Raw genomic sequence first — 26,713 nt, 5'->3', positions numbered from 1 at the left:
CGTATACACTCACACCCCAGCATTTCATATGCGAATCAAAGCCCGACACTGAGTTGTTTCTCTTTTGCGGAAAATGCTTTGAAATCCCCTAGGACCAGCCGGAGCGAATGGCTTATCCTAAGGAAATATTTTAATCAACTATCTATCTTAACGCTTCATGTTAAGTAACTCTTGAATCATCTCATCGGAGGTAGAGATAACTTTAGAGTTTGATTGATATGCTCTTTGAGTTGTTATCATATTTACAAGTTCTGTTGATAAATCAACATTTGAATTTTCAAGCATAGATGCTGCAATTTCACCTCTGTCACCTGTGATAGGCTCGCCTATTGTTGCTTGACCAGATGCACCTGTTGCCTGAAACATAGTATCACCCACTTTTTCCAAACCTCTTTCGTTTACGAAAGTTGCCAGAGCAATTTGACCTAATACTCGTGTCTGACCATTTGTATATGTTCCGATAATCTCACCTGCAGGGTTAAACATTCTATTTTCAAGGTCGCCAACAGTATAACCATCTGTTGATGCTCTTGTAATGCCTCCACCATTTGCAGCTATTGATAATCCATCATTTTCACCTGCTGTTCCTAAGTTTAAGGCTATTGGGTCAATAATATTTGTCCCATTTGCAGCAGAGAACCTAAGTGTAGGGTTGGATATTACTTTTGATGGAGTAGTAAATCTGTCATACATATGGCTTAAAGTTCCATCAGCATTAAACCTTATAATAAGTTCATTTTGGCTTGCTCCATTAATTGCAACATCATTTAATGGGTCGTCTGTCTCTATTTCCATTCTCCATTCATTTAATTCTTCATTCCATAAGCTGTATGTAAAATTAATATTATGCTTATTGCCCTGTTCATCATATATTTCCATAGTTCTATAAGCTATACCGCCAGTTGCTGCAGTTGCTGTGCCCTGCATAGTGTTATTAAAAATCATATTAGATGTTTCAGAACCGCCTGTTGCAGTAATAGTTAAATAATCAAGATTATTTCTTTTACCCTTTTCTCCAACTACTTTGATAACTCCATTTTCTATTGTAACATTATCAAAAGTATTATGGCCGCCATTTAAATCTACAAATTTTTCAATAGCAAGCATATAATCTGCAAGTGAACTTGTAGCACCTATTGAAAAATAGCCATTATTAGTAATTTGCTCATTATTGATACTTCCTTTAATTTCCAGTGTAGATTGGTTTTCTACAAAGTTCATATAGTTACCATTTTCATCAAAAAGGTTCATCATCAATGTTGTTTCATCAGCAGTTGTTAAAAACTGTTTAGAAGTAAATGATTTACCTATACCCAATGTGCCAGTAACATTTCCTTCAAACATATTTTCATTAAAGATTTCACCTTTATTTGCTTTTGTAATATCAAGACCTGTAATATTATCTACAATATTTGATTCACCATCTATAGTATAACCTTGGTCTGAAATAGTCTGCCCTACTAAACCATTTGATAACATTTCCTGTAAAAATGGAGTTTTAGCAGTAGTTTCTATTCTTGTAAAAGCTATAGTTTGACCAGCTGCAGCGGTTACTGTAAACTCATTAGTTGCTTGATTATATGCAACAGTTGCACCTATAAAATTACCACCTGCAGCATTAATTGCAGTTTGTAATGCTGTTGCTAGTGTTGCAGAACTTGAAAACGATGCAGTTGCAGGAGGAGTAACAGCAGTTCCAGCTGTATTGTATTCTAAAATAATAGGGTTTGTCATACCTTGAATTCTGAATATAAGATTTTCTTTATTCTGCATGTGAAGTTTATTTGTAGACATATCAACAAGTGTATTGTCATCTGTATCTTCAAAATTATAAACTATTCTGCCTTTACCAGCTATTGCTTCAATATCAACAGTAGACACTGCATCATTTAACTGTTTAGGTGTAACAACATTATTTGCACCATAAGTATTTAATGAGTTGTCAAAAATCATTTTTAAATATGTGTTAGGCTGAGCAGTGCTGCCTATCGCCTGATGCAGAGTGCTTTCCCCAAATGATATTGAATGACTTGCACCTGTTACTGAAAAGCTTAATCTGTTGCCATCAAGTCCAAAAGATACTTTTGTAGTAAGATTAGCAACACCAGAATTTTGCAATGCATTATTAACTTCATCTGTTATTAATCTGCCTAATTCCTGAATAGTATGGAATTGGTTTCTAATAGTAGGATTTACAGTTTCAGTATATGTAAAAGGCCCTATTTGTAAAGTTGCTATTGCAGAATTTGTTACAGGGTCATAAACTGTAATATCATTAAATGATATTCCTTCACCTTCTTCTAAGCCAAAATCATTTTCCAAAAATTCAGCACTGAAACCACCTGGCACAACTCCACCATTGATAGAGTTTGTAATTCTATCTGTTAACTGTTCAACAGAAGTAAAATCTTCTTTATATGTTACTTCTTTTTGATAAGTTAATTCAGAAGAATATTCTGTTTTACCTGCATTATATGTAGTCGCAAGTGGAGAAAGAAGTGCGGCTAATTTAGATGAACCGCTGATGCCATTAATTTCAAACTGATGACCATAGTTTGCCTCAATAGCAAATTTACCATCTTTAAAAGTCATTGTTGCAATTGGAGTTCCTGCTGTGTTAGTAGCTGTATCAACATGTTCTTTTGTTGCCTGCATAAAAATATTGTTTACTTCCTGCAGAAAATCCTCAATTGTAGTATATTTACCATCATTTAAAGAGCCGCCACCAAGAGAATTATAGTTTAAAGAATAAGATGAACCATTAATTCTAAAAGTAACATTACCATTAAGTTCACTAACTCCTAACGATGTGCCATTTTTATCAGATAACTGGCTCATTGGAGTATAAAGAGATGGATTTGCAGAAATTCTTACTTTTTCCCCATCTGCTAAATCCATAGCAGCACCACCAGAACTAAGCATTGTATTAATATCCTGTTTAGCAGAAGCTTGAGTTAAAAGTTTGCCATAAGTTACTGTTGAAGCTGTTGCAGTAGTATCTAATGCACCTGACATATTAATTTTTGTTGATGCTTTTGGTTTCATCACCTGATAATTTGTCCCTAAAACAATATCACCCACACCCACCTGCTTGTTTAATTCACCAGTATCTGGGTTAGACATCCACCCTTGAACCCTGTAACCTGATGGGGTTGTTAATGTATTAGTATTATCAAAGTTAAAGTCACCAGCTCTTGTATAAAAGTTTTCATTTACACCTTCACCACGGACTACAAAAAAACCAGCTCCCTGAATTGCTAAATCTGTTGTGCTGTTAGTAGATTTTAACACACCAGAAGTAAATATATTATCTACTGCTGCTAAATAAACACCATTACCAACTTGACGAGGGTTGATACCACCTCTTGAATCAGTTGGAGTTTTACCTCCAATTAATGTTTGGCTCATCAAGTCCTGAAATACAGCACGACCCATTTTGAAACCTATTGTATTTACATTTGCAATGTTGTTACCTAAAACATCCATAGCTTTTTGATTTCCATCCAATCCACTTACTGCATTATACATTGACCTTAACATAAAAGCACCTCCGAATGCCTGACAGATAAATTTGACGCTCCATTCAAACTTATCTGTATACTTAACTTTATTATTTATTTTTTTAATTAATTTGTTTTCTTATCTTTATCACTGCCAGCAGAGTCACCATTTGATGAATCATTATTATTTTCACCAGAAGAACCCGGCTCCCTAACAGAGTAAACATATTCACTAGATACAACACCCTCACCAATATCAAAGTAAAGCACTCCATTTGACATTTTAACACCTTTAACAACACCTGTGCCGTATTCCTGAACAGCCACTTTTTCACCAGCTGAATTAAAAGCTTCCACTTCAAAGTAATAAGTGCCGTCTGGAACTTCAACACCACCAACACCTTTTCCGTCCCAGTGGATAGTATTCTGTCCTGATGTTAAGTTTTTATCTGGTTTTACAATAGCAACACATGCACCCTCTTCATTATAAATATTGATTTGAGTTTTTTCTGATAATGCGTCACCATCAAGATAGAAAGAAATATTTTTCAAGCTGTCGCCACCAACTGTTACAGTATTAGTTTGATATTCAATTTCTTTACCAATAAAACCAGCACCAGCTGTTAGTGAACTGTTGTTATAAGCCTGCATACTTAACAACTCAAGCATTTTTTCTAAACTTGAATTCATACTTGTCATCTCATTTAATTGAGAAAATGCTGTTGTTTGACTCATAAATTCAGCTTGGTCAGTTGGGTTTAAAGGGTCTTGATTCTGCAACTGAGTAACAAGCAGTTTTAAAAAATCCTGTTGGTCAAGCTCAGATTTACCTACACCCTTATCTGTTTTGTTCTTCTGCTGATTAATTGTTGTTGGCTCCATTTGCCCGAATAAATGTGGTTGCATTTTTTTCCTCTTATCTTAGGCATATATGCCTGTTGGTTTATTATTAGCAACTTCTGTGCCAACTTCTAAATTATCTTCCTGATTTCTAAAATTTTTGCCTTTCTGGTTTTGTTTAGAAGTTTTCCTGCCATGCTCATCATTATTTTGCTGCTTACTCATAGCATCATTAAATGCAAACTCCATATTATCAACTACAATACCTTTTTCTGATAACTGGTTTTTTAACAAATCACTTTGAGCCATTATTAATTTATGGCTGCTCTCATTATCTGATAAAAATTTTGCAGTAATCTTACCGCCGCTTTCACTTAACTGTATCTGCATTCTGCCTAAATTTTCAGGTGTTAATACAACAGTTAATTTTGACTGACCTTTACTAACTGATGACTGCATTGTGCGGACAAGCCTTTCAATATCTCGTGGCTCTTTCATATTATATGGAGCTTGAGTTTCTTTGCTTTGAGCTGTATCGTATTTTGACTGCACTTCAGCTGATGATTTTAGAAAATAATTGAAATTATTTCCCTTATCATTTTGAGATGTAGAAAAATTTTCCTCTGCATTATTTTTAACCATCATCATTTCTTTCTGGTTTAAATTATTTTGTAAATTTTTATCTGTTTCTGCCAAATTAACAGTTTGTGCTTTTATTTCAGCTTTTGCATTATGTTCACCTCTTAAACTTTCAGTAACTTCCACATTAGCTGTTTTAAATTCCTTCTGCACATCTTTTACTGAAATAGTATCTGCCTGTTTAGCTGTATCTTTAATAGTATCTTTCATAATTTCTTTCACAACATCTTTAAGTGTTTCTTTGACAATTTTTTTTGCACTTTCTTTTGCACTATCCTGCATATTTTCTGTAACAACATCTTTAAATGTATCTTTTGCAGTATCCTGTAATATTTTTTTATCAGACGACTGTTTAAATAAAGTATTATCTTCATCTAACTGTGCTGTTTGTTTTACATAATCACCAGAAATTTCATTATCTATAACTACTGCTTCTTTTTCTGCAGAAGTATTTTCTAATATATTATCAGATGATACAGTATCAGGCTGAGATAAAATATTTTCTGCAGCAGCTTTAACTACCGTAATAATATTTTTAGCAAGCTCTAATTTTTCATTATTTGATGGTAAAGCAGTTTCTTTTACAGCCTCATCTATTAAAGCAGAAAGGTTATTAATAATTTCTGTATTTTCTGGTTTATCATTTGTTAAAGAAGTAATTATATCTTTAATTTCAGTTTTTTCTGTTTCAACTATATCTACATAACTTTCTTTTGGCAGATTTGTAAACTCTGAAATTTTTTCCTGCAATGCTGTATATGCTTTTTCTAATGAACCGCTGTCTGTTTCTACACCTAATATTTTTTCAGAAATTTCTTCAAGTGAAATATTTTCCACATTAATATCTGATATATTTATATCTTCAGATAATGCACCAATATATTCTACAAATCCCTGTAAATCAGGCTGCTCTATATTTTTAAGTAATGAAATAAAATTATGAAACTTTATTTTTAAATCATCAGGAATATTCAGCTCAGATACTGCTGTATTAATATTCTGCAATAATGTATCATCATTAGTATTAGTATTAGTATTAGTATTAGTATTAGTATTAGTATTGGTATTAATATTAATATTATTATTAATATCAGTATTAATATTGGTATCTGTATTTGTATCTGTTAATAAATTAATATTTTCCTGTGCTGCTGATTCCTCATTTGCTGATTCTTCACCAGTATTATTTTTCACTGTTGTTTGAAGCAGTGCTAAAATATCTTTAAAAGATATAGTATCTTCCTGATTAGCTTCTAACTGCATATCTTGGTTTGATACAATTTCCTGATTATAAACAATACCTTTATTACTGCCTGTTTCTGCCTGACTATTCTGCACAGCTTTAAAATCTTTTCTTTCAAATATATTCTGCTCTTGAATTGTATTTGTATCTTTTATGTTTTTGCTTGACGGACTGTCATCTCTATATACAGCTCTTTCCACTGCTTCATAATTTTCTTTATCCTGACTATATCTTTTATCATCTCTGCTGTTATAGTCATTATTATCCCTGCTGTATTTGCTTTCTGATACTTTGCTGCTGTGTTTTTTTGTATCAGAATAAGAATTATTTTCCTAATATGATTGGTAATTATTATCTTTTCTGCTGTATGGATTTAAAGAATTATCATAAGAATTATCTTTCACAGTTTTAAAAATAGATTGGAAAGATTTTCCTGATATATCAGTAGTTTCTGAAAAAGATGGCAATAAAGACTGGGCAGTATTTGCTTTGTTTACAGTGTTGAAATTCATCATAATCAAACCTCCACACTGCAATACAAGCAAATATCAAGCCAAAATTTGAAAAAATAAAAAGAAAAGTAAAATTTACACTAAAAATTATTCAACTATTTCTAATCCATAACTGGCAAGAAGATTTAATGTTTTTGGGCTGCTTCCTAATAATTTAATTTTCTTAAGCCCTAACATTCTTAAACACATAGCACCAAAACCAAACCCTTCTGCATTTGTTTCATTAGGACTATGGGGGCTTAACATTCCCTCTGGTGAGCTTAAAAAACCAGTTTTTGATGTATCTTTATAAATATAAAGCACTACACCCCTGCCTTTTTGCTCTATTATATGAAGTGCATTATGAAGTTTTGTGCCGCAGCCGCATACTGATGACGCAAAAATATCACCTGTCAAACATTGAGAATGAACTCTCACATATACAGGCTCATCGCCTGAAATATCGCCTTTAATTATGGCAACAGCTTCTTTTTCATCACTTGTATTTAAAAAACCTTTAATACTAAAACTGCCATAAGCTGAAGGCATAAGTGCTGTTTCTATTTCCTGAACAATAGGCTCATGCTCAAGCCTGTATTTAATTAAATCTGCCACAGTAACAATTTTAATATTATGCTCTTTTGCAAATTCTACAAGTCTAGGCATTCTTGCCATAGAACCATCATCATCCATAATTTCACAAATTACACCACTTGGATAAAGTCCTGCCATTCTTGCTAAATCATAAGAACCTTCTGTCTGACCAGCACGGACAAGAACGCCGCCTTTTTTTGCTCTTAGTGGGAACATATGACCGGGTGTTACTATATCTCTAAATGTAGCATTAGGATTAATCAATGTTTTAATAGTAACTGCTCTGTCATAGGCAGAAATACCCGTTGTTACCCCTTCCCTTGCTTCCACAGAAACAGTAAATGCTGTGCCAAACTTACATGTATTTTCCTGCACCATAGCTGAAAGCTGCAGTTCATCACATCTTTCTGCTGGCAGGCTTACACAAATTAAACCTTTGCCGTATTTTGCCATAAAATTAATGTGCTCAGCTGTAATAAACTCTGAAGCTACAACTAAATCACCTTCATTTTCTCTTGTTTCATCATCAGTAAGTATAAGCATACCACCATTTTTTATAATTTGAACAGCAGTTTCTGCTGAAACTCTAACTCTTTCCATTAAACAATACTCCAAACCCTTAATCAAGATTATTAATTTTATTCCATACCATTATTCTTTCATTTGTATTTAACTGATTGCCTAATACTTTTTTCACAACATCGCTAAGTTTTGCAAAATTTAGTGGTTTGAAAATAAACCCATTCATACCACACAATAAAACTCTTTCTTCTGTTTCTTTAAAAGCATCAGCAGTAACAGCTATAATAGGGACTGTTAAAGCGTCCATTTTATTAGAACGCCTTATTTTTTCAGCAGTTTCATAGCCATTCATATTAGGCATATGAATATCCATAAATATTATGTTATAGAAGCCCACTGGTGAATCCATATATTTTTCAATAGCTTCTTCACCACTTGCAGCTTCCTCCATTTTTATACCTGTTTTTTCTAAAAATGTATAAAGTATTTTTCTATTTAGTAATGCATCATCAACTATTAACGCTCTGTATTGAGAAAGCGAGCCTTCTTCTAATAAAGAAGTTTCACTGCTGTCTGCATTATCTAATACACCATAATCAAAAGTAACATCAAACCAAAAACGGCTGCCCTGACCAAGTTTACTTTCTACATTAATTTTTCCACCCATTAATTCTACTATACTTTTAGAAATACTAAGCCCTAAACCAGTTCCACCAAAACTTCTTGTAATACTTGTATCTGCCTGCTCAAAAGGATTAAATATTTTATCAAGTTTTTCCCTGCTCATTCCTATCCCTTCATCTACTACCATAAAGCGAATAGAAATATTTTCATCTGTTTTATTAAGCACTTTTACTGATAATGTAATCTGTTTGTTTTTTTCTGTAAACTTCATAGCATTAGATAACAGATTTAGTAATACTTGATTAAGCCTTAATTTATCGCCATTAACAATAACATTTTCAATACCATCTGTTTCTACAAGCAGTGATAATTCCTGCTCACGAGCTTTTGCTGATATTAAAAGCTGCAAATAAGTAATATCTTCTTCTATGGAAAATGGATAATTTGACAATACTAATTTTCCAGCATCAATTTTTGATATATCTAATATGTCATTTAAAAGCCCTAATAAGTGAGTAGATGCCATATTAATATCAGCAAAAGTATCTCTTTTTTTATTATCATCAAAATTAGAACGCATACCAATCTGTGCCATACCAATAATAACATTTAAAGGTGTCCTTATTTCATGGCTCATCATAGCTAAAAAATCACCTTTTACAGCAGCAAGATATGCTTTTTCCTGCACAAGCTGTTTTTCAGATAAAAGAAGATTGCGTAAACGACTTACCATAGAATTAATACTGTCTGAAAGAATTGAAAACTCATCACATGTATTCAATTCAACCTTAGTATCAAGATTATCTTTTGTTATGGAGTCTAAGCAGCATATAATATATGATATTCCACTGATAATATGCTGATTTACAACCTGCAGCATAAATAACTGCATAAAAATTACCATTAAAGCAATAGATATAATAATTATAAATAAATATACATATACACTAGAATATACATCTTTTTTAAATGCAACAGCGATAAATGAATAATCACCACTGTCTCTTAACAGTGCAAAAGCATCATATCCTTCAAGCATTACTTTTGATACATCCATTGATGAACGCAGAGCGTCAATATTTAAACCTAAATCAGCAATATTTATTCCTAAAAATTTATTATCCTTATAACTGATAATTGTATGCAAATTTTTATCTATAACCACAATAAAACCATTTTTATATATAGAATATATAGATGATAAATTATCCATTATAGATGATTTATTAATACTGCTTATATTAGAACTTTTTCTTCCTGTTATTATAATACCATTTTTATCAAGTCTTGAAACACCTGTATATTGCATAAACTCTTTATATCTATCGCAAAAAGAAGGCTCTGTATATTTTTGAAAATTATTTTGATGTATCCCTGAAACAAAATCATTAAAATGGACACAGCTTGACTGTATAGCTGCATTAGAAGATGATAATGCCACTATCTGCATATTAACATCAGTAACCAAGATTTCATCTAATTTTAATGTTCTGCGGAGTTCATTAAGTTTGGCTTGATTTGTTAAATAAGAGTTATCAGCTTTTATTAAAAGAGCAATATCTGACGCTGTTACTAATGTAGATGATTTATATTCATTTAACATCATATTATGCTGAGATTTATCATAATCAATAATATTTATACTGCTTTGAAGATAACTCTCAAGTGTGCGTTCAAGGGTCGCCATAGTTAAACGAGAAAGAGACGCCCATACTAATGCAATAACACTTATGCTGATAATCAATGCATACTTAATTACTTCGCTAATAAATATTTTTTTCATATGTCTATTTTAACATATATTTATAAGATTGTTAATAAGAAATTTTACATACAAATAAAATAATACCCTAAAAAAGCAGGTAAATTTTACTTTGTATATTTTTTTGTGTAAGTTCATAGGCTCAGGACGAGCCATCTTTAGTAAGCGATAGCCTAACCTGCTTCGGCAGAGTGTGTTTCAAAAAATTCACGGATGAATTTTTTAATATAAACTTATTAAGTTCATTTTGAGCCCAATTTTACAGGTGAAAAATCTAAATTATATATATTTAAGCAGTGCATAATATATTTAAACTATCCAGCTTTTTAGATACTTCGCCTTGCAGGCTCAGTATGACAGGGAAGCAGGCTCAGGACGAGCCGTCTTTAGTGAGCGATAGCCGAACTTGTTTCGGCAGAGCGTGTTTTAAAAAATACAAGGATGTATTTTTTAATATAAACTTATTAAGTTCATTTTGAGCCCAATTTTACAGGTGAAAAATCTAAATTATATATATTTAAGCAGTGCATAATATATTTAAACTATCCAGCTTTTTAGATACTTCGCCTTGCAGGCTCAGTATGACAGGGAAGCAGGCTCAGGACGAGCCGTCTTTAGTGAGCGATAGCCGAACCTGCTTCGGCAGAGCGTGTTTTAAAAAATTCACGGATGAATTTTTTAATATAAATTTATTTTGATAAGTCCAATATAAAATTAATAAACACCATTTTAATGAACTAATTTTAAAGTATCTGAAATAGCGGCACTTTTAATCATTACAAAAATTATACTTTCTTCTATAATATCAAGCTCGCTATATGCACCTTTTGATATTCTTGCCCATATTTTATCACCAATATCTATTAAAATATCATAAAAATTATTAGGCTGTTTTACTATCTCTATAACTTTACCTTTGTATATATTACGGATACTTATGCCTTCTGGCTGCTTAATGCTTAAAACTACATCATGAATATTTACTGAAAATCTTATTTTCCTGCCATTTTCCACCTTTTCACATGATGATTCCACATATCCGCCGCCAAACTTGATTAATGCAGTGCTGCTTTCTTCATCATATTTTTCTACTTCACCTTCAAATATAGTATTAAAACTGTTATGACGGTTTGCTTTTATTGCAGCATTGTTTAATACATCTACTACACTGCCAAAATATTTTGATACACCCTGCTCCATATATAAAGCCATATCAGCAAGCTGCAGTATTTCATCTACAGAATGAGTAACATATAATACAGGCAGTTTATAATGCTTTTGAATAAGATTTATGTATGAAATTAATTCAGACCGCCTTATTTCATCAAGAGATGCAAGTGGTTCATCCATTAAAAGTATTTCAGGGTTTGAAAGAAGTGCTCTGCCTATTGCTACACGCTGTTTTTCACCGCCTGATAAATTCTGCGGGTATCTTTCAAGCAGATGAGAAATACCAAGAAGAGAACATACATCATCTAAATTACAGTTTAAAGAAGACGGACTTTTTCTCATCATACCATAAAGCAGATTTTTCTTAACTTTCATATTTGGAAAAAGCCTTGATTCTTGAAAAACACAGCCTGTAAACCTTTTATTTGCAGGTATATTTATTTTTTTTTCTGAATTATAAAACTCTCTGCCATTATATGAAATAATGCCTTTATCTGGAGTAATTAAGCCTGCTGCCATATTAATAATACTTGTTTTGCCTGCCCCAGAACAACCGCATATTGCTGTTATACATGGTTTAGCTATCTCAAAGCTGCATTTTATTAAAATATTTCCAAGCTGTTTCTCTACATCTATTTTAAACATTATATCCTGCCAGACTGCTTATATTTTTTTGCCCTGCAAGCAAAATATTCAGAAATTATCAATGAGCTGAAAGCTATAACTAATGAAATTACTGCAAGGCGGGCAGCATAAAATTCACTATCAGGCACCTGCAAAACAGCTGAAAGTGCAAGTGGAAGTGTCTGTGTTGCTCCTTGTGTATTTCCAACAAATGTAACAGTTGCTCCAAACTCTCCAAGACTGCGTGCAAAAGCAAGCACTATACCAGATATAATACCGGGTAATGCAAGGGGAAATGTAATAGTAAAAAATATTTTCATATACCCTGCCCCTAGTGTTTTAGCTGCCTGCTCAAGTCCTGTATCAATAGATTCAATAGAAAGCCTTACAGCACGCACCATTAAAGGAAATGATACAACAGCACTGGCAAGAGCTGCACCTTTCCAGTTAAAAGCAAAAGAAATTCCAAATATATCATAAAGCCATGGGCCAAACACACCATTTTTTCTGCCAAAAAGTATTAAAAGAATATAGCCTGTTACAACTGGCGGCACAACAAGGGGCAGATGCAGAAACCCGTCAAGTATAGATTTGCCTAAAAAATCATACCGTGCTAAAAGCCAGCCAAAAAATATACCAAATGGCAGGCTTGCTGCAACTGACCAAAACCCAACAAGAATACTTAATTTTACAGCAGATAGCTCTGCTTGGCTTAAAGTAAAAATCTCTAACATTCTGCACTTAATATTATATTTTAATAAACTTTAAATCCATATTTTTCATAGATTTTTTTTGCTTCATCACTTATTAAAAAGTTATAAAGTTTTTTCACTTCCTGATTGCTGTTATCTTTTATTACTGCAACAGGATAGCTTATATCATTATGAGTATTTTCTGGAAACTCTGCCACTACTGTAACATTTTTATCAGCAGCTGCATCTGTTCCAAAAACAACACCTAATAATGCTTCTCCACGGGAAACAAAAGCAAGTGCATCTCTAACATTTGCTGCTGTTACAATATTTTTTTGCAGACTATCCCAATATCCTAATTTTGTAAAAGACTGTTTTGCATACTGCCCTGCAGGCACACTTTCTGGAGCACCTATAACCAGTTTTTCATTTTGTAAAATAGATGTAAAATCTACTTTTTTGCTGAAATCAACTTTTATATTATTTTTTTTATTAGTTATCAAAACAAGTTTATTGCCAAAAAGATTTTTGCGGCTGCTTTCATCTACTGAACCTTCTTTTTCAAGCTTATCCATCCACTCTTTATTTGCTGATATAAAAATGCCTGCTGGAGCACCAGACTGTATCTGCTTAGCTAATGCACCAGAAGCAGCATAGCTTCCATAAGCATTGCCGCCTTTTTTATTATAAACAGCTAAAACTTCATCTATCATATTAGTAGTAGATGATGCTGCAAAAACTATAACTTTATCTGCTGCAAATGAAACAGCAGGTATTATTATAAGCAATGAAACTAAAAAAATGAATAACTTTTTCATAATTATCTCCTTTCGTAATATTTTTTAATATATATCACTTACTAACTGTAAAGTCAATAGAAACTATTGTTTTTTTAATATATTAATTATTTTTTCATTTTCTTATTGACACTATATATATTTTAATATATAACGATATTAAAGTTAGTTTCCCAATATTTAACTCCAATTTTTGCTTTAACCCTCTGCCAGCATCCAATTTATGCAGAGGGTAAATTTTTAAAGCAGTTTAAAATTTTTATCAAATGATTTTTTATAAAGATAATATTTCCAACAAAAATAATGAGAAAAGAGAAACAGTTCATGAAATAAAATATATATGGCAAAATGATTAGTAAAATTTGCCCGCAAATTTTTTTATTGACTGTATAGGCAAGAATATATATAGTAAATAATTATTTCTTAATTTGGAGCTGTTTAGCAAAAAGATGATTAAAATTGATAACCTATCAAAAAGATTTAATGGTAAAAACGGCAAAGTAACTGCTCTTAATGATATTAATATAGAAATGTATGATGGGGATATTTTTGGCATTATTGGCATGAGCGGAGCAGGTAAATCTACACTGCTTAGGTGCATTACACTTTTAGAAAGACCTGACAGCGGCAGTATATTTATTGATGGCAACGATATACTTACGCTGAACCATCAGGAACTTAGAAAAGCCAGAAGAAAAATGGGGGTAGTATTCCAGCACTATAATCTTTTAATGCAGGAAACTGTTGCAAAAAATGTTGCTTTTCCTATGGAAATAGCTGGAATGGAAAAAAGTCAAATCAAAAAAAGAGTGCAGGAACTTTTAATACTTGTAAACATTGATGATAAAGCAGATTTTTATCCAACTCAGCTTTCAGGGGGGCAAAGGCAGAGAGTGGCTATTGCCAGAGCCCTTGCTACAAACCCAGAAGCATTATTATGTGATGAGCCAACAAGTGCATTAGATGCTCTTACTACAAAACAGGTGCTTAACCTTTTAAAAGAAATTAATAAACGCCTTAATACTACCATTATCATTATCACTCATGAAATGTCTGCGGTAAAAGCAATATGCAATAAAGTTGCTGTTATTAATGAAGGAAGATTTGTAGAAATGGGGCTTACAAAAGATGTATTTACAAATCCTTCCCATGATGTAACTAAAATGCTTTTAGGTATGGAGGATATATAATTATGGAAGCATTTATTGACCAGTATGGAGCTTTACTGATAAAAGCTACATGGGAAACTATATATATGACTGTGGTATCCACTTTCTTTTCTTATCTTTTAGGGGTTCCACTTGGTGTTGCTCTTTCTATTACTAAAAAAGGCGGAATAGCTTCATCTCCTACCTTTAACTATGCAGCAGGCTGGGTTGTAAATATATTAAGAAGTGTCCCTTTTGTTATACTTATGGTTTTTATTGTGCCTTTTACAAGGCTTATAGCTGGCACATCTATTGGACCAAATGCTGCAAATATCCCACTAATTATTGCAGCTACTCCATTTGTTGCAAGAATTGTAGAACAAAGTATAGAAGAAGTAGACAGAGGGCTTGTTGAAGCAGCAAAATGTATGGGTGCTTCAAATTTCCAGATTATTACAAAAGTAATGCTTGTAGAAAGCAAGCCATCTTTAATCAGAGGGCTTTCCATAAGCTCTATTACAATATTAAGCTACACTGCAATTACTGGTATAATTGGTGCAGGCGGTCTTGGAAATATTGCCATTACTTATGGCTACCAAAGATATATTGAATCAATGCGATACAGCACAGTTATTCTGCTTATTATACTTGTTGTGCTTATCCAGTTGTTATGCAATATCTGGGCTTTTAAAGCTGATAAAAGAAATAGAAATTAATAAATTGTAAGGAGAATTAATAATGAAAAAAATATTGTTAATTTTATCATTTGCAGCACTTGCTGTAACTGCTGGATGTAAAAAACAATCAGCAAATGAAATAATTATAGGTGCTTCACCTACACCACATGCTGAAATACTTTATTTTGCTCAGCCTTATTTTGAAAAAGCTGGTATAAAAGTAAAAGTTTTGGAAATGAGTGATTACATTATCCCAAATACTGCATTAGACAGTAACGATATTCAGGCAAACTATATGCAGCATGAACCATATTTAATAGATTTTAACAAAAAAAATAAGTTAAAAAATCACCTTGTTTCTGCTGGCAAAATCCATTTTGAACCATTAGGTATATATGCAGGAAAAAGCTCAAATATTGAAGATATAAAAAATGGTGCAATTATTGGCATACCAAATGACCCTACAAATGGAGCAAGAGCATTATTACTGCTTGATGACCTTGGTATATTAAAAATCAATAAAAATAAAGGCTTTGAAGCAACAGAACTTGATATTATTGATAACCCTAAAAACATAATTATTAAAGCAATGGAAGCTGCTCAACTGCCTGTAAGCCTGCCTGATTTAGATTTTGCAGTTATTAACGGCAACTATGCTCTTGGTGCAGGTGTCCTTGATAAAGTAATCGTAGGCGAATCAAACTCATCTCATTCTGCTTCTACTTTTGGCAATATTGTTGCAGTCAGAGAACAAGATTTAAATAATCCGCAAATACAAAAAATTATTGAAATATTAAAAAGCGAACCTGTAAAACAGTATATTCAAGATACTTATAATGGTGTAGTAATTCCTTTAAATTAATAAATATGCTGCCTTATAAAAATAAACTATAAGGCAGTAATCAATATAATATTTACTTTTTTATATAAAGATTATAAGAGAGATACACTTATGGCAAATATTGAAGATTATATTTTATGGCGGGGAGATTTAAATGTAGTGCAGGCACCTTTCAACAATGTTGATAACTTAATACTTTCAAACCTTGTATACCTTACATTCAAAAATATTGTGCCAGAACTTTCCTATACAAAACCATCTATATCAAATAAATTTACAGGCTTATTTACACAGGATAATTCATCAGAAAAAAAATATATTACAATACATGATGCAGTTGCTGATATGAATATACAAACAGACGAAAATCATCATGTGAAAATATCAAAAGATATTGAAATGGCTGTAAAACTTGCTAATTCAAAACGATTTGGTAATATGAAGCTAATGTATTATGTTGATAAATATGATGAAAATATAGAAACTCAGTTTGCTGCTATAACTATTATTATGGAAGACAATACTGCCTATATTGCCTACCGCGGAACAGATACAAGCCTTGTTGGCTGGAAAGAAGATTTTAATATGAGCTTTATGGATAAAGTGCCTGCACAGGTTGAAGCATTAAAATATCTTGAAACAGTTTCTTCCCTGATAAATATGCCTTTGCATATAGGCGGACATTCAAAAGGCGGCAATCTGGCAGTTTATTCCTCACTATATATTGATAAAAGTGTGCAGGATAGAATTATAAAAGTATATAATAATGACGGACCGGGTTTTAAATCAAGCAGACTTAAAACAAAAGAATATAATGCTATGCAGGATAAAATAGATACTATTGTTCCACAGACTTCTATTATAGGTATGCTTTTAGAACATGAAGAAGAGTATATAGTTATAAAAAGCAACGAAACACTTATTATGCAGCATGACCCTTATTCATGGGAAGTGCTTGGACCTGATTTTGTAAAAATGGAAGGCACAACATCAAGCTCTCAATTAATAGATACTACTCTCAGGCAGTGGCTTAATGATATGACAATAGAGCAAAGAGAGCAGTTTATTGATTTACTATGGGAAGTAATAGGGGCATCAAAGGCAAAATCTTTTTCAGAAATGGCAGAAAACATTTTTGCAAATGCTGTAAAAATAGGAAAGAAAATAAACCAGCTTGATGATAAATCAAAAGAAATACTTTCTACTGCATTTTCTATGCTTATAAAAAGTGCAAAAAATGCTATTGTGGCAGGATTTAAATAAAATACAGATACATCGCTTATAAATAAAGCTCAGTATGACCTTATTTGCTTTGCACTCTCCTGCTATATTCATTATGTGTATTAGTATAAGTTTTTTAAGTAAGTCCACAGTTTTCACACTACCAGTCATTTTGAGCCTGATTTTAAGGCGAAAAATCTTAATTATATATATGACACGGAAACAAGCTAAGGATGACAAGTTGTATTTTTGAGTAAGTTAACTGCCATTTACTGTTGTTTTCTCATTTTTATATTATATAAATTAAAGAGACAATATAATTCGCCAAAATTATTACTTTTAATATTTTTTATTCTTTTATATAATAAAATATGGAAAAAATAAAAAAGATACCAAAAACTTATATATTTTTAATACTTGCTGTTATTTCTGCACTGCTGTATCCATTTTCTAAAATACTTTTTATAATAACTGGCTTATCAGCTGTTATTTTTACAATAAATAAACCTTACAATTTATTTTTTGCATTAGTTTTTATAGTAATACATTTAACTATCAATTCTTACTTTATAGTTGTAGATACAGTAGAATATGAAAAAATTAATTCAGTTCAGTTTGGAAGTGGTAAATGTTACATTAATAAAAATATTAAAATATTCCCCGGTAATATTTTATTTGGCAATTTTTATATAGATAAAGAAAAATCAAAACCATTTTTTAAGCCAGTATATATATATGACGGCAAACTTTCTGTTTTTCAAGCACCTGTTATCTCTAAAATACTTCAGTTTAGAAGTGATATGTCAAACTACTTATTTTATTCTTCTGGCGGGAAAATCACTGTTGCACAAGCATTAATTTTAGGCGATAAAAAATTTATCAGTGATAATTTAAAAGATGCTTACACTATATCAGGACTTTTTCACCTGCTTTCTATGAGTGGAAGCCATGTAGCAATAGTTACAGCTATCTTTTTATCTGTGCTTTTTTTCCTGCCTTTAAAAATACGCTTTATCGCTGCATCATTCGGTGCATTATTTTTAATTATGCTGGGCGGCTTTAATATTACAGTTATCCGTGCTTCTATTTTTGCAGCAATTATTATGATGGCTTATGTTTTTGATTTAAAGGTTAATTCTAAAAAATTTATTTTATTTATTGCAGGATTATTTTTACTTGTATCACCTGCATCTATTAATAATATATCATTTTTAATGTCTTTTGGTGCAGTTTTTGGCATTATTTATATGATGAAATCTGGATATGGTATTATTAAAACTGCAATTATTACAGGAACTGCTGCCACATTAATTACAGCTCCCCTTTCTATGTATGTTTTTGGCACAACTAACCATTTAAGTATATTATCCACAATGATTGTTTCGCCAGTTATATATCTGCATATTCTTTTTGCAATTTTTGCTTTAATTGCTCCAAATACAGCAGCCGCCCCACTTTTAATAATAGAAAATATATCAAATAATATGGTATATTTTATTGCTAAAATAACATATTTCAGCTTTATTTTTAAAACAATTCCGTTTTATATAATGGCTTTTACTATATTCTTTACTGTTTGGACTTTGTTTATGACTGGCAGAAAAAAAATACTATCACTTTTAAGCCTTTTAATTATTTTCTATCCTGCAGAAAAGCCACCTAAATATATCTTTCCTGAAATTTCTCCACAAGATAAAGGGTTTATTGTTTTTTCAAATAATAAAAAAGAAATATTTTATCAAGGAAGTGAAGCTGGATTTCGTTATAATTTTATGCCAACAGCTGCAAAATATGGTGTAAAAGTATTTGATTATGGCTCTATTACTGTTTTTGGTGGCAAAAATAACTATATAAAAATAAAAAATATAGGAAAAGACAACTTTACTAACCTGTGCTTAAATGAATATAATAAAAAATGCAGCTATTTTTACCATACTCGTTCTAATTCTATAAAAAATAATGATATTCATGATAATATCACTCATATTATCTGGAAAAATAATATAAGTGATAAATCTATTATAGAAATAAGTAAATATGGCTCATTTTATGTAAAATAATTTAAGGAATACATCTGTATACATAAAATGTTTTTTCAAAAGCATTATATGGAGTTACTTTTATCACTTCCAAAGGTATGACAGAGCTGTATTTTTCTTTTAAAAAATTATATGCATCATCTTTGCCAAAATATACCCCTTCTTTATCATAATTAAATATCCCATCAGTTTCATCCCATATAGTATACTGACTAAATCTTGACGGAACATTAATATGAGTTAATGGATGCTCTGGCAGATAAAAAGTAAGCATTGATGCAGTAGTTAAATGGTTGCTGAATATTAAATCATCATCTTTAATATATTTTTCAAACTGAATTACAGCTTCTTTATATCCTATAAGCCTTTCAGCAATATTTAAATGTGCTGGAAAAGGCAGCACAGGTGCAAGTTTTAATATAACAACTAAAACTAATGAAAAAATAATACCATATTTAAATGTTTTTTTCATATTATACTTTGCAACAGCATAACCTATTAATATAATACTTGAAATAAATGCAGGAATAATCCAGTTAAGCTCCATTTTCTTAAAAAAACCTTTATAAAAAAAGAAAAGCATTGGAACTAGAGCTAAAAAGATAAAAAACAACACTTCTTTATTATGAAGATAATCTTTAAGCCATAAATATTTTAAAAATACATAGCCAAAAACAGGTGTAGGTATAACAAATAAACTACCTAATATAAAAAGAATAAAATCCCAGCCTGCAAATGAAAAACCAGAACTTGTGCCATGCTCATACTGAAACTTTATACTTATCCAGTCATACTGATAATTCCAGTAAAAAATAGGAAAAAGGCAGAGTATTGCAATAATAAGCGAAACCCAAAGTCTGTAATCTTTTAATACATCACGCCTGCATATTAATATATATAAAAATACAGCAGCAGGAAATAAAATACCTGCATACTTACTAAGCATCATAGCTCCCACAAGAAAACCTGATATAATAAAATCCTTAGTTTTGCCATATTTTAATGCCATAAATGTATAGTAAAGACCAGCTGCCCAGAACATCATAAGCGGTGAATCTGGTGTAATAAAAACATAACCCATATGCACTGCAGGATTTGCAATAAAAATAAAAAATACATACCATGCAGTATTTTTTTCTTCATCATTCTGAAATGCTTCTAAACTGACTTTCACGAGATACCATACTGTAACAGACATTGCAATTACAGTAGATAAGCGAATAGTAAACTCATTATTTGCTATAAATGTAAATGGATAAATCATCCAGGCAACCATACCAGGATGGTCATAATAGCTGAATTCTGGACGCATTGCCCATACCCAGTAATATGCTTCATCAAGATAAATAGGCAAAAGAGCATTATAAAGTGCCTGTAAAATACTGAAAACTATTAAAATCGCTAATATTGTCCGCTGATTTAGCTTAACTACTGACTTATCCATTATATTCTTCCTTAAATACATTAAATACTTCATCAACTGTAATCATTTGCAGGCATACATTATCTTTACATGGAGTTTTTCTGTGGTTTGCAGCACTAACACACGGAGAGCATGCAAGGTTAGCATATACTGGTCTTGTTTTACCAAGGGAGCTGTATAATGCTGGTGTTTCTGGACCAAATATAACTATTGTTGGCATACTTGTAACTGCCGCAAAATGTGCAGGACCTGAATCATTTGTTATCATAATTTTAGATAATTCATACAAACCAATTAATTCTGAAAATTTTACAGCACCAGCAAAGCTGAAACATCTATCCCCGCACTGATGCGCAAGCTGTTCTGCTTCCTTTTTCTCATTAGGAGCACCAGTAATTAATACATACACATCTTTATATTCTTCTAATATTCTATTTATTAAATCTTTATATTTATTCTTGTCCCACCTTCTTTGTGGCAAAAGCTCGCTTGCATTAGGGTTTATTAAAATAAGTTTATTCCCCCCCCCATTATATTCTGGTATAATCCTTTGTATCTTTGCGGCTACCTTTTCTTTCAATTCTTCGCTTATTTCTGCTTTTCTAAGCACTATTTCACTGTCATATATTTTCGTTTTAGAATAAGGCAGTTCTTTTTTATCAGACATAAGAGCATTAACCATAGCTATAAAATTTTTGGATATATGTATATGGCTGTTATACATGACTTTATGAGTAACCATATTGCCTTTATAAAGACCTTCCCCATGAAAATTATTAAATGCAACTATGTTATCTGCACCTGCAAAACCTGCTAAAAGACCAGAATATCGTGAAAATAATTCTAAATCTATACAAGTATCTATTTTTCTTTTTCTCGCCCAAAATAAAAACTTCCATGTATCTTTAATAAGAGAAATGATACCATCTGCATTGATTGTAAAAATATTTTTATCATCTACCGTATTTAAAAGCTGTAATGATGGTTTATTTTTTTTAAATATTAAGAAAAATAAGTCTGCATCAAAAGCCTTTTTTGCTTTCTGCATAGCAGGGTCTACAAGTATTGCACTACCCATTTCTGAAAGCTCTATAAAAAGTATATTTTTAGGCTTAACATTTTTTTTAGGTCGTCCAAAAATCTTAAAAATGGCAGTGCCAATCAAACAAAGTGGCACTCCAAAATATTTATCTACAAATCTCATTGTATCAACTTTCATTATTTATCTCCTTTTTACTGTTTATAAAAAAATATAATCCAAGAAGACCTTGTATTACATAAGTAAATCCAAAAATAATAGATATAGATAAAGCAGTTTCCTGAGCAATACCAGAATAACTTAAAAGGCTTACCATACTGACTTCTCTAACACCCCAGCCTGCAAGCGAAATAGGGATAATTGTAAGCAGTATTACAGGCGGCATTATTACCATAAAAGCATAGAGCGGCAAATCCACCCCAAAAGCCCTTGCTATCATATATACACCTGCAAAAGTAAATATATGTATAGATAATGACAAGATTACCTGCAAAAAAGTTTTTTTAAAACCAGCCATAACAGTCCATAGTGCTTTTGATGGAATACTTATAACTTGATAAAATTTAAATCTGTTTAAATATTCTATTTTATGCAAAAACATAAAAACAATAAAACCTGCTGTCCCAGAAAAAGATATTATATTTAATATATAATAGCTTGATTTTGGCAGAAAACCTTGTGCCATATTGTTAAAAATAAGGTTTAAAAGGAAAATACCTGCAATACCAAGCCCTCTGTCTATTAATACACCAACAAATGCTTCCCGTTTTTTACATCCTAACTGTTTTGCTGTATCTATTACTTTAACAGCATCGCCGCCAATAGATGAAGGCAGCAGCTGATTAAAAAATATACCCCTGAAATAACTTTTAAAATAAAATAAAAATGGAGTTTTAGGAAAATCAAGCTCATTCATAATTATATACCAGCGGTATACAGCAACAAAAGTGCCTGTTAATATTAAAATGAAGCCTGCAAAATTATAATCTAGTCTGCTGTTTATTAATTCCTTATATATTTGTGCAGGACCTGCAATATATATTAAAATACCAAGCAAAAAAATACTAACTAAAAGACGAACTGCAAACTTTAACTTTTGCCCCATTTATTCCTCCATTTAATTACCAAAATTATATACCATATTTTATTGATAAGTAAAAGAGTTTTCTAGTTTTCATATTTTATTTTGCAAGACTTCTATAATATATTAGAAATATTCCAATACATAAAAATATGATAATAGGTCCAAATGTTGCAGCAATTGGGGGTATAATCCCACTTGAACCAAGTGAGCGGCTGCTGTGCTGCACTAATATAAATACAAGTGAAATTGAAAATGTAAGAGACGCATTTTTTACAATAGAATAATTTCTTGAAAAATTAATAGATATAGGATAAAGCAAAATAATCAAAACTATAACAGAAACTGCATAGGCAAATTTATAGTATAAATTAAGCTCTAATGTATCAGTATTTATACCCTTTTCTCTGAAAAGCTGTATTAATGTATATAACTCAGTAGGTGTATATGCACGAATATCACTGGTAGATATAGATATAAGCCTGTCCCACGAATCATCATTTAATACATTTCTATCAATATGTTTAATTTCAGGCGGATTGCTTAATATACTCATCTGCTGAGTATTATATGCAACCCACTTATCATCTTCTTTTACAAGTTTTTCTGTTTTATTAATATTAGATATTCTGCCATTTTTATCTAATATATATTCATCAACACCATAGATAGTTTTTTCTGATATAGAAACAAGAGATATATGGGTAATAACCTGATTTTTATCTAAAAACCATGTATCATAAAAGCCACTGGCATTATTTGATACAGGCATATCACGCATAGTTTTTAACATATTTTCACGGACTTCACGTACTTCTGGAACAGCCTTATAGTCCATAAACAACATAAAAGAGCTTATAACTACACCTATTAAAACAAGGGGAATAGAAAGCCTTGCAAGAGAGCCGCCTATAACCATATATGCAAGCAGCTCATTACTACGCATGAGTATTATCATTGTAACAATAATACTTACAGAAATAATTATCGGTATAATAGGATTAATTCCCAAAATCGTACTGTATATCCCTACCACAATAAAATCAACAGCAGAATAGTCATATCCGTCTAATATATTAAGGTTTCCATAAGCAGAAGAAAGCCACAGAAGTATCATAACAAATAAAGATACAACAGCTAAATTTTTCAAAAATAATTTTAATAAATACAAGCTGAATTTACTCACAAATAACCCTGAATATTTTTGATAAAACTACAAGGACTTATACTATAAAAATAAAAATAATTCAATTAAAAAAGCTGCTGAAACAATTTGATTTTCAGCAGCTATAAAACTTAATGCTGAGGGGTATATGGCTCAGGCACATTCTTAACACTGTCAGTTTGCTGAGTATTTTGATTATTATTTGGTTTAGTATTACTATTATTCTGCATATTATTTTGAGTATTACTGCCCTGAATTGGTGTAGTTTTTTGATAAAAACCATTTTTTTCTGCATAATTTCTCCAATATCTGCAAGTTAGACCTTTATACTCATAACCTAATATACATTTATAATAATCTTCTATATAATCATCATAATCATCTCTAACATAAAAAGGCACAGAGCTCATTGGAGGTGGTGGTGGCAGGCTCATAACTGTATAACCATTGTATGGATTATATGATGGCGAACCACTGTAATAAAAATCATCTGCCATTGCAAAATTTACACCTGCAAGAAAAATACTGAAAAGTAATAGTAAAAAAGATATGTGCTTCATTTGTAACTCCTTATAATACCTATATCCTATAAAGCATAAGACGCATTAATATATGAATAGTTACAAATAAAGCTGAAAAAATTATACATTACGAGTAAGGTAGTTTGTATAATCAATAGTTACAGGCTCATAATCTTCTTCAAAAAGGTGAGAAGATATAACAAAATCTGCAGTTGAACGAGTGCATGCGATTACTACATTATACACTGAACATAAACGCTCTAATGCTTTAATATCCACATCATGTGGCTGAGTAGTCATAGGGTCTATAAAAAATATTAAAATATCTACATGCCCACTTGCTATTAAAGAGCCCATTTGCTGGTCGCCGCCAAGTGGACCTGATTTTAACTTAATAATATCAGATGCTTTATCTGGCTCTCTGCGTAAAAATACTTCTTCTACTAAACGGCCAGTTGTGCCTGTACATATTAATTTATGTGGCATTAATCTTTTGTAGTTAAATTCTACCCATTCCACCATATCTCTTTTTCTTGCATCATGAGCTACAAGACCAATAGATTTGATTTTTTTCATACCTTAAATAACTCCTTATAGATATATTATTTTAAATAAATGATTATATACCTGTTTTTAATTTAATACAACAACTATTTTTTTGATAATTTAAGGTATATGAATGAACTTACCCGAAAATTTTGAACTAAGCCACCTTAATAAATTTATTATCCTGTAATGGAGTAAGTCCATTGGCTTTGATTCTGTAATTATTATAGAAATCAATATATTTTTCAAGTTCATATTTAAACTGTTCAGTATTTTCAAATTTGTTTATATAAACAAATTCACATTTTAAAGTAGCAAAGAAACTTTCCATAACAGCATTATCATAGCAGTTGCCACGCCTTGACATACTCTGCTCTATATTATTTTCCTTTAATAACTTTCTAAATTGATTAGCCTGATATAATATACCCTGGTCTGAATGTATCATTAAACCTGTTAAATCTTGTGTCTTACATATTGCCTGCTTTAAACTATCAATTACCATATCTTCATTATTATATTTACTTATGCTGTATGCTTTGACTTCTCTGTTATATAAATCCATTATGACTGATAAGTTCAACTTCTCATTATTTATTTTTATCTCTGTTACATCTGTTACCCATTTTAAACATGGTCTATCACTTGTAAATTCTCTATTTAATTTATTCTCACATATACAGCTTAGTTTACCTCTTTTATACCTCCTTTTAATTCTGATTATTGATGATATTTTTAGTTCTTTCATCAATTTATACACGGTCTTCCTGTCATAAGTATAACCCAGTTTCTCTAATGCCTTTGATATTCTTGGATAGCCGTAAGTCTTATTAGACTTTTCATATATCTCTAATATTGCTGTCTTCGCTGATGCATATTTATCTATTTTATAAGCATTTTAATATTATAATAGTATGTGCTTCGTTTCATATTACTTGCTAACAACAGAGTATCTAATTTGTAGTATTGCCTTAATGACATTATTATTTCTGTCTTTTCTCCTGCTTCTCCTGCATTAAGGCTTCCAGCTTTTTTAAATATGCAGTCTCCGCTGACTTGTAATAAAGCTCTTTTTCAAGTTCTGATATTCTCTCTTTTAATTGTCTTACTTCTTCACTATACTCTGATTTAGTGAGTTTAATATCAGTAGAGTTTGAGTGTTTACTCTTTTTAATGTTCAGGATATTCTTATCTGACATATTATCTCCAATAAACTTACTGCAAAACTTATTCCAGTCATATATTACTTTAGATGATGGAATATTAAAGTGTAATGATGCCTGTTCATAAGTTAAATTATTTTCTAACTTATACTTTAACACTTTTATTTTAAATTCAATTGTATATTTTTTACGAGTGTAGGTATATTTTAAACCTTCATCTCCTAAACACTTATATTTATTATATATTCTGCATACTACTCCTTTATGTATTTTTAAGCGTCTTGATAATTCACTGGCACTCATTATACCGCTTTCTAAGACTGTCACTATAAACTATAAACTTCTTAAACT

General features: G+C 31.2%; 22 protein-coding genes. 5 read left to right on the top strand and 17 right to left on the bottom strand.

Annotated features, from left to right (window positions below; translation table 11 throughout):
• Positions 1 to 147: 147 nt before the first annotated feature.
• The 9 genes from N508_RS10585 to modA all read right to left on the bottom strand — a co-directional run bounded on the left by N508_RS10585 (position 148) and on the right by modA (position 13,519).
• Positions 148 to 3,540 carry a flagellar hook-basal body complex protein gene (locus tag N508_RS10585; RefSeq protein ID WP_023276673.1) on the bottom strand — a complete coding sequence of 1,131 codons (3,393 nt, stop codon included), beginning with the start codon at positions 3,538 to 3,540 and terminating at the stop codon, positions 148 to 150.
• An 86-nt stretch (positions 3,541 to 3,626) separates the two neighbouring features.
• Positions 3,627 to 4,406 (bottom strand): flagellar hook assembly protein FlgD, encoded by a 780-nt coding sequence (locus tag N508_RS10580; RefSeq protein ID WP_023276672.1) that lies wholly within the window; start codon positions 4,404 to 4,406, stop codon positions 3,627 to 3,629.
• Positions 4,407 to 4,421: 15 nt separating this feature from the next.
• A complete protein-coding gene (locus tag N508_RS10575; RefSeq protein WP_023276671.1) occupies positions 4,422 to 6,422 on the bottom strand; it encodes a flagellar hook-length control protein FliK in 2,001 nt (666 codons plus the stop codon).
• A gap of 132 nt (positions 6,423 to 6,554) precedes the next feature.
• The gene (locus N508_RS10570) at positions 6,555 to 6,737 is read right to left on the bottom strand and encodes a hypothetical protein (protein WP_023276670.1); all 183 of its coding nucleotides are present in this window, start codon (positions 6,735 to 6,737) and stop codon (positions 6,555 to 6,557) included.
• Between the two features lie 84 nt (positions 6,738 to 6,821).
• Entirely contained in the window at positions 6,822 to 7,907 is a 1,086-nt protein-coding gene (gene ribB / locus N508_RS10565) for a 3,4-dihydroxy-2-butanone-4-phosphate synthase (RefSeq protein WP_023276669.1), read from the bottom strand.
• Between the two features lie 19 nt (positions 7,908 to 7,926).
• Complete coding sequence (locus tag N508_RS10560; RefSeq protein WP_023276668.1) at positions 7,927 to 10,236, bottom strand: ATP-binding protein; 2,310 nt, start codon at positions 10,234 to 10,236, stop codon at positions 7,927 to 7,929.
• A 708-nt stretch (positions 10,237 to 10,944) separates the two neighbouring features.
• Positions 10,945 to 12,030, bottom strand: coding sequence for a molybdenum ABC transporter ATP-binding protein (gene modC, locus N508_RS10555; protein WP_023276667.1), 1,086 nt, complete (start codon positions 12,028 to 12,030; stop codon positions 10,945 to 10,947).
• Complete coding sequence (modB, locus tag N508_RS10550) at positions 12,030 to 12,743, bottom strand: molybdate ABC transporter permease subunit (RefSeq protein ID WP_023276666.1); 714 nt, start codon at positions 12,741 to 12,743, stop codon at positions 12,030 to 12,032. Before modB ends, modC begins: the two co-directional genes overlap by 1 nt.
• A gap of 20 nt (positions 12,744 to 12,763) precedes the next feature.
• On the bottom strand, positions 12,764 to 13,519 hold the full coding sequence (gene modA, locus N508_RS10545; RefSeq protein WP_023276665.1) for a molybdate ABC transporter substrate-binding protein: 756 nt from the start codon (positions 13,517 to 13,519) through the stop codon (positions 12,764 to 12,766).
• 428 nt (positions 13,520 to 13,947) lie between these two features.
• On the opposite strand from modA, the gene N508_RS10540 reads away from it, so the two are divergent.
• The 5 genes from N508_RS10540 (at position 13,948) to N508_RS10520 (ending at position 19,445) form a co-directional block, all read left to right on the top strand.
• Complete coding sequence (locus tag N508_RS10540; RefSeq protein WP_023276664.1) at positions 13,948 to 14,688, top strand: methionine ABC transporter ATP-binding protein; 741 nt, start codon at positions 13,948 to 13,950, stop codon at positions 14,686 to 14,688.
• Positions 14,689 to 14,690: 2 nt separating this feature from the next.
• Positions 14,691 to 15,362: a methionine ABC transporter permease gene (locus N508_RS10535; protein WP_023276663.1), complete on the top strand. Its 672-nt coding sequence runs from the start codon at positions 14,691 to 14,693 to the stop codon at positions 15,360 to 15,362.
• A gap of 22 nt (positions 15,363 to 15,384) precedes the next feature.
• Complete coding sequence (locus N508_RS10530; RefSeq protein WP_023276662.1) at positions 15,385 to 16,185, top strand: MetQ/NlpA family ABC transporter substrate-binding protein; 801 nt, start codon at positions 15,385 to 15,387, stop codon at positions 16,183 to 16,185.
• Between the two features lie 90 nt (positions 16,186 to 16,275).
• Positions 16,276 to 17,427, top strand: coding sequence for a DUF2974 domain-containing protein (locus N508_RS10525; protein ID WP_023276661.1), 1,152 nt, complete (start codon positions 16,276 to 16,278; stop codon positions 17,425 to 17,427).
• Between the two features lie 329 nt (positions 17,428 to 17,756).
• Positions 17,757 to 19,445: a ComEC/Rec2 family competence protein gene (locus tag N508_RS10520; RefSeq protein ID WP_023276660.1), complete on the top strand. Its 1,689-nt coding sequence runs from the start codon at positions 17,757 to 17,759 to the stop codon at positions 19,443 to 19,445.
• A gap of 1 nt (position 19,446) precedes the next feature.
• Here the strand turns inward: N508_RS10520 and N508_RS10515 are convergent, their stop codons facing one another.
• The 8 genes from N508_RS10515 to N508_RS10480 form a co-directional block, all read right to left on the bottom strand.
• Positions 19,447 to 20,868, bottom strand: a complete 1,422-nt coding sequence (locus N508_RS10515; RefSeq protein ID WP_023276659.1) for an ArnT family glycosyltransferase — start codon at positions 20,866 to 20,868, stop codon at positions 19,447 to 19,449.
• Positions 20,861 to 22,066 (bottom strand): glycosyltransferase family 9 protein, encoded by a 1,206-nt coding sequence (locus N508_RS10510; protein ID WP_023276658.1) that lies wholly within the window; start codon positions 22,064 to 22,066, stop codon positions 20,861 to 20,863. Before N508_RS10510 ends, N508_RS10515 begins: the two co-directional genes overlap by 8 nt.
• On the bottom strand, positions 22,056 to 22,991 hold the full coding sequence (locus N508_RS10505; RefSeq protein WP_023276657.1) for a lysylphosphatidylglycerol synthase transmembrane domain-containing protein: 936 nt from the start codon (positions 22,989 to 22,991) through the stop codon (positions 22,056 to 22,058). The genes N508_RS10510 and N508_RS10505 overlap by 11 nt, the downstream gene beginning before the upstream one ends.
• A 76-nt stretch (positions 22,992 to 23,067) precedes the next feature.
• Positions 23,068 to 24,153, bottom strand: coding sequence for an LptF/LptG family permease (locus tag N508_RS10500; RefSeq protein ID WP_023276656.1), 1,086 nt, complete (start codon positions 24,151 to 24,153; stop codon positions 23,068 to 23,070).
• Between the two features lie 110 nt (positions 24,154 to 24,263).
• Positions 24,264 to 24,692, bottom strand: a complete 429-nt coding sequence (locus N508_RS10495; protein ID WP_023276655.1) for a hypothetical protein — start codon at positions 24,690 to 24,692, stop codon at positions 24,264 to 24,266.
• 81 nt (positions 24,693 to 24,773) lie between these two features.
• A complete protein-coding gene (locus tag N508_RS10490) occupies positions 24,774 to 25,229 on the bottom strand; it encodes a methylglyoxal synthase (protein WP_023276654.1) in 456 nt (151 codons plus the stop codon).
• Between the two features lie 127 nt (positions 25,230 to 25,356).
• Positions 25,357 to 26,085 (bottom strand): IS3 family transposase, encoded by a 729-nt coding sequence (locus N508_RS10485; protein WP_143815590.1) that lies wholly within the window; start codon positions 26,083 to 26,085, stop codon positions 25,357 to 25,359.
• A 97-nt stretch (positions 26,086 to 26,182) separates the two neighbouring features.
• On the bottom strand, positions 26,183 to 26,689 hold the full coding sequence (locus N508_RS10480) for a hypothetical protein (protein WP_143815591.1): 507 nt from the start codon (positions 26,687 to 26,689) through the stop codon (positions 26,183 to 26,185).
• Between the last annotated feature and the right edge of the window lie 24 nt (positions 26,690 to 26,713).

The organism is Mucispirillum schaedleri ASF457 (genome assembly GCF_000487995.2).
In the GTDB taxonomy this organism is placed as follows: domain Bacteria; phylum Chrysiogenota; class Deferribacteres; order Deferribacterales; family Mucispirillaceae; genus Mucispirillum; species Mucispirillum schaedleri.
The sequence above is the reverse complement of the archived record's forward strand: the minus strand, read 5'-3'. Positions and strand labels throughout refer to the sequence as shown.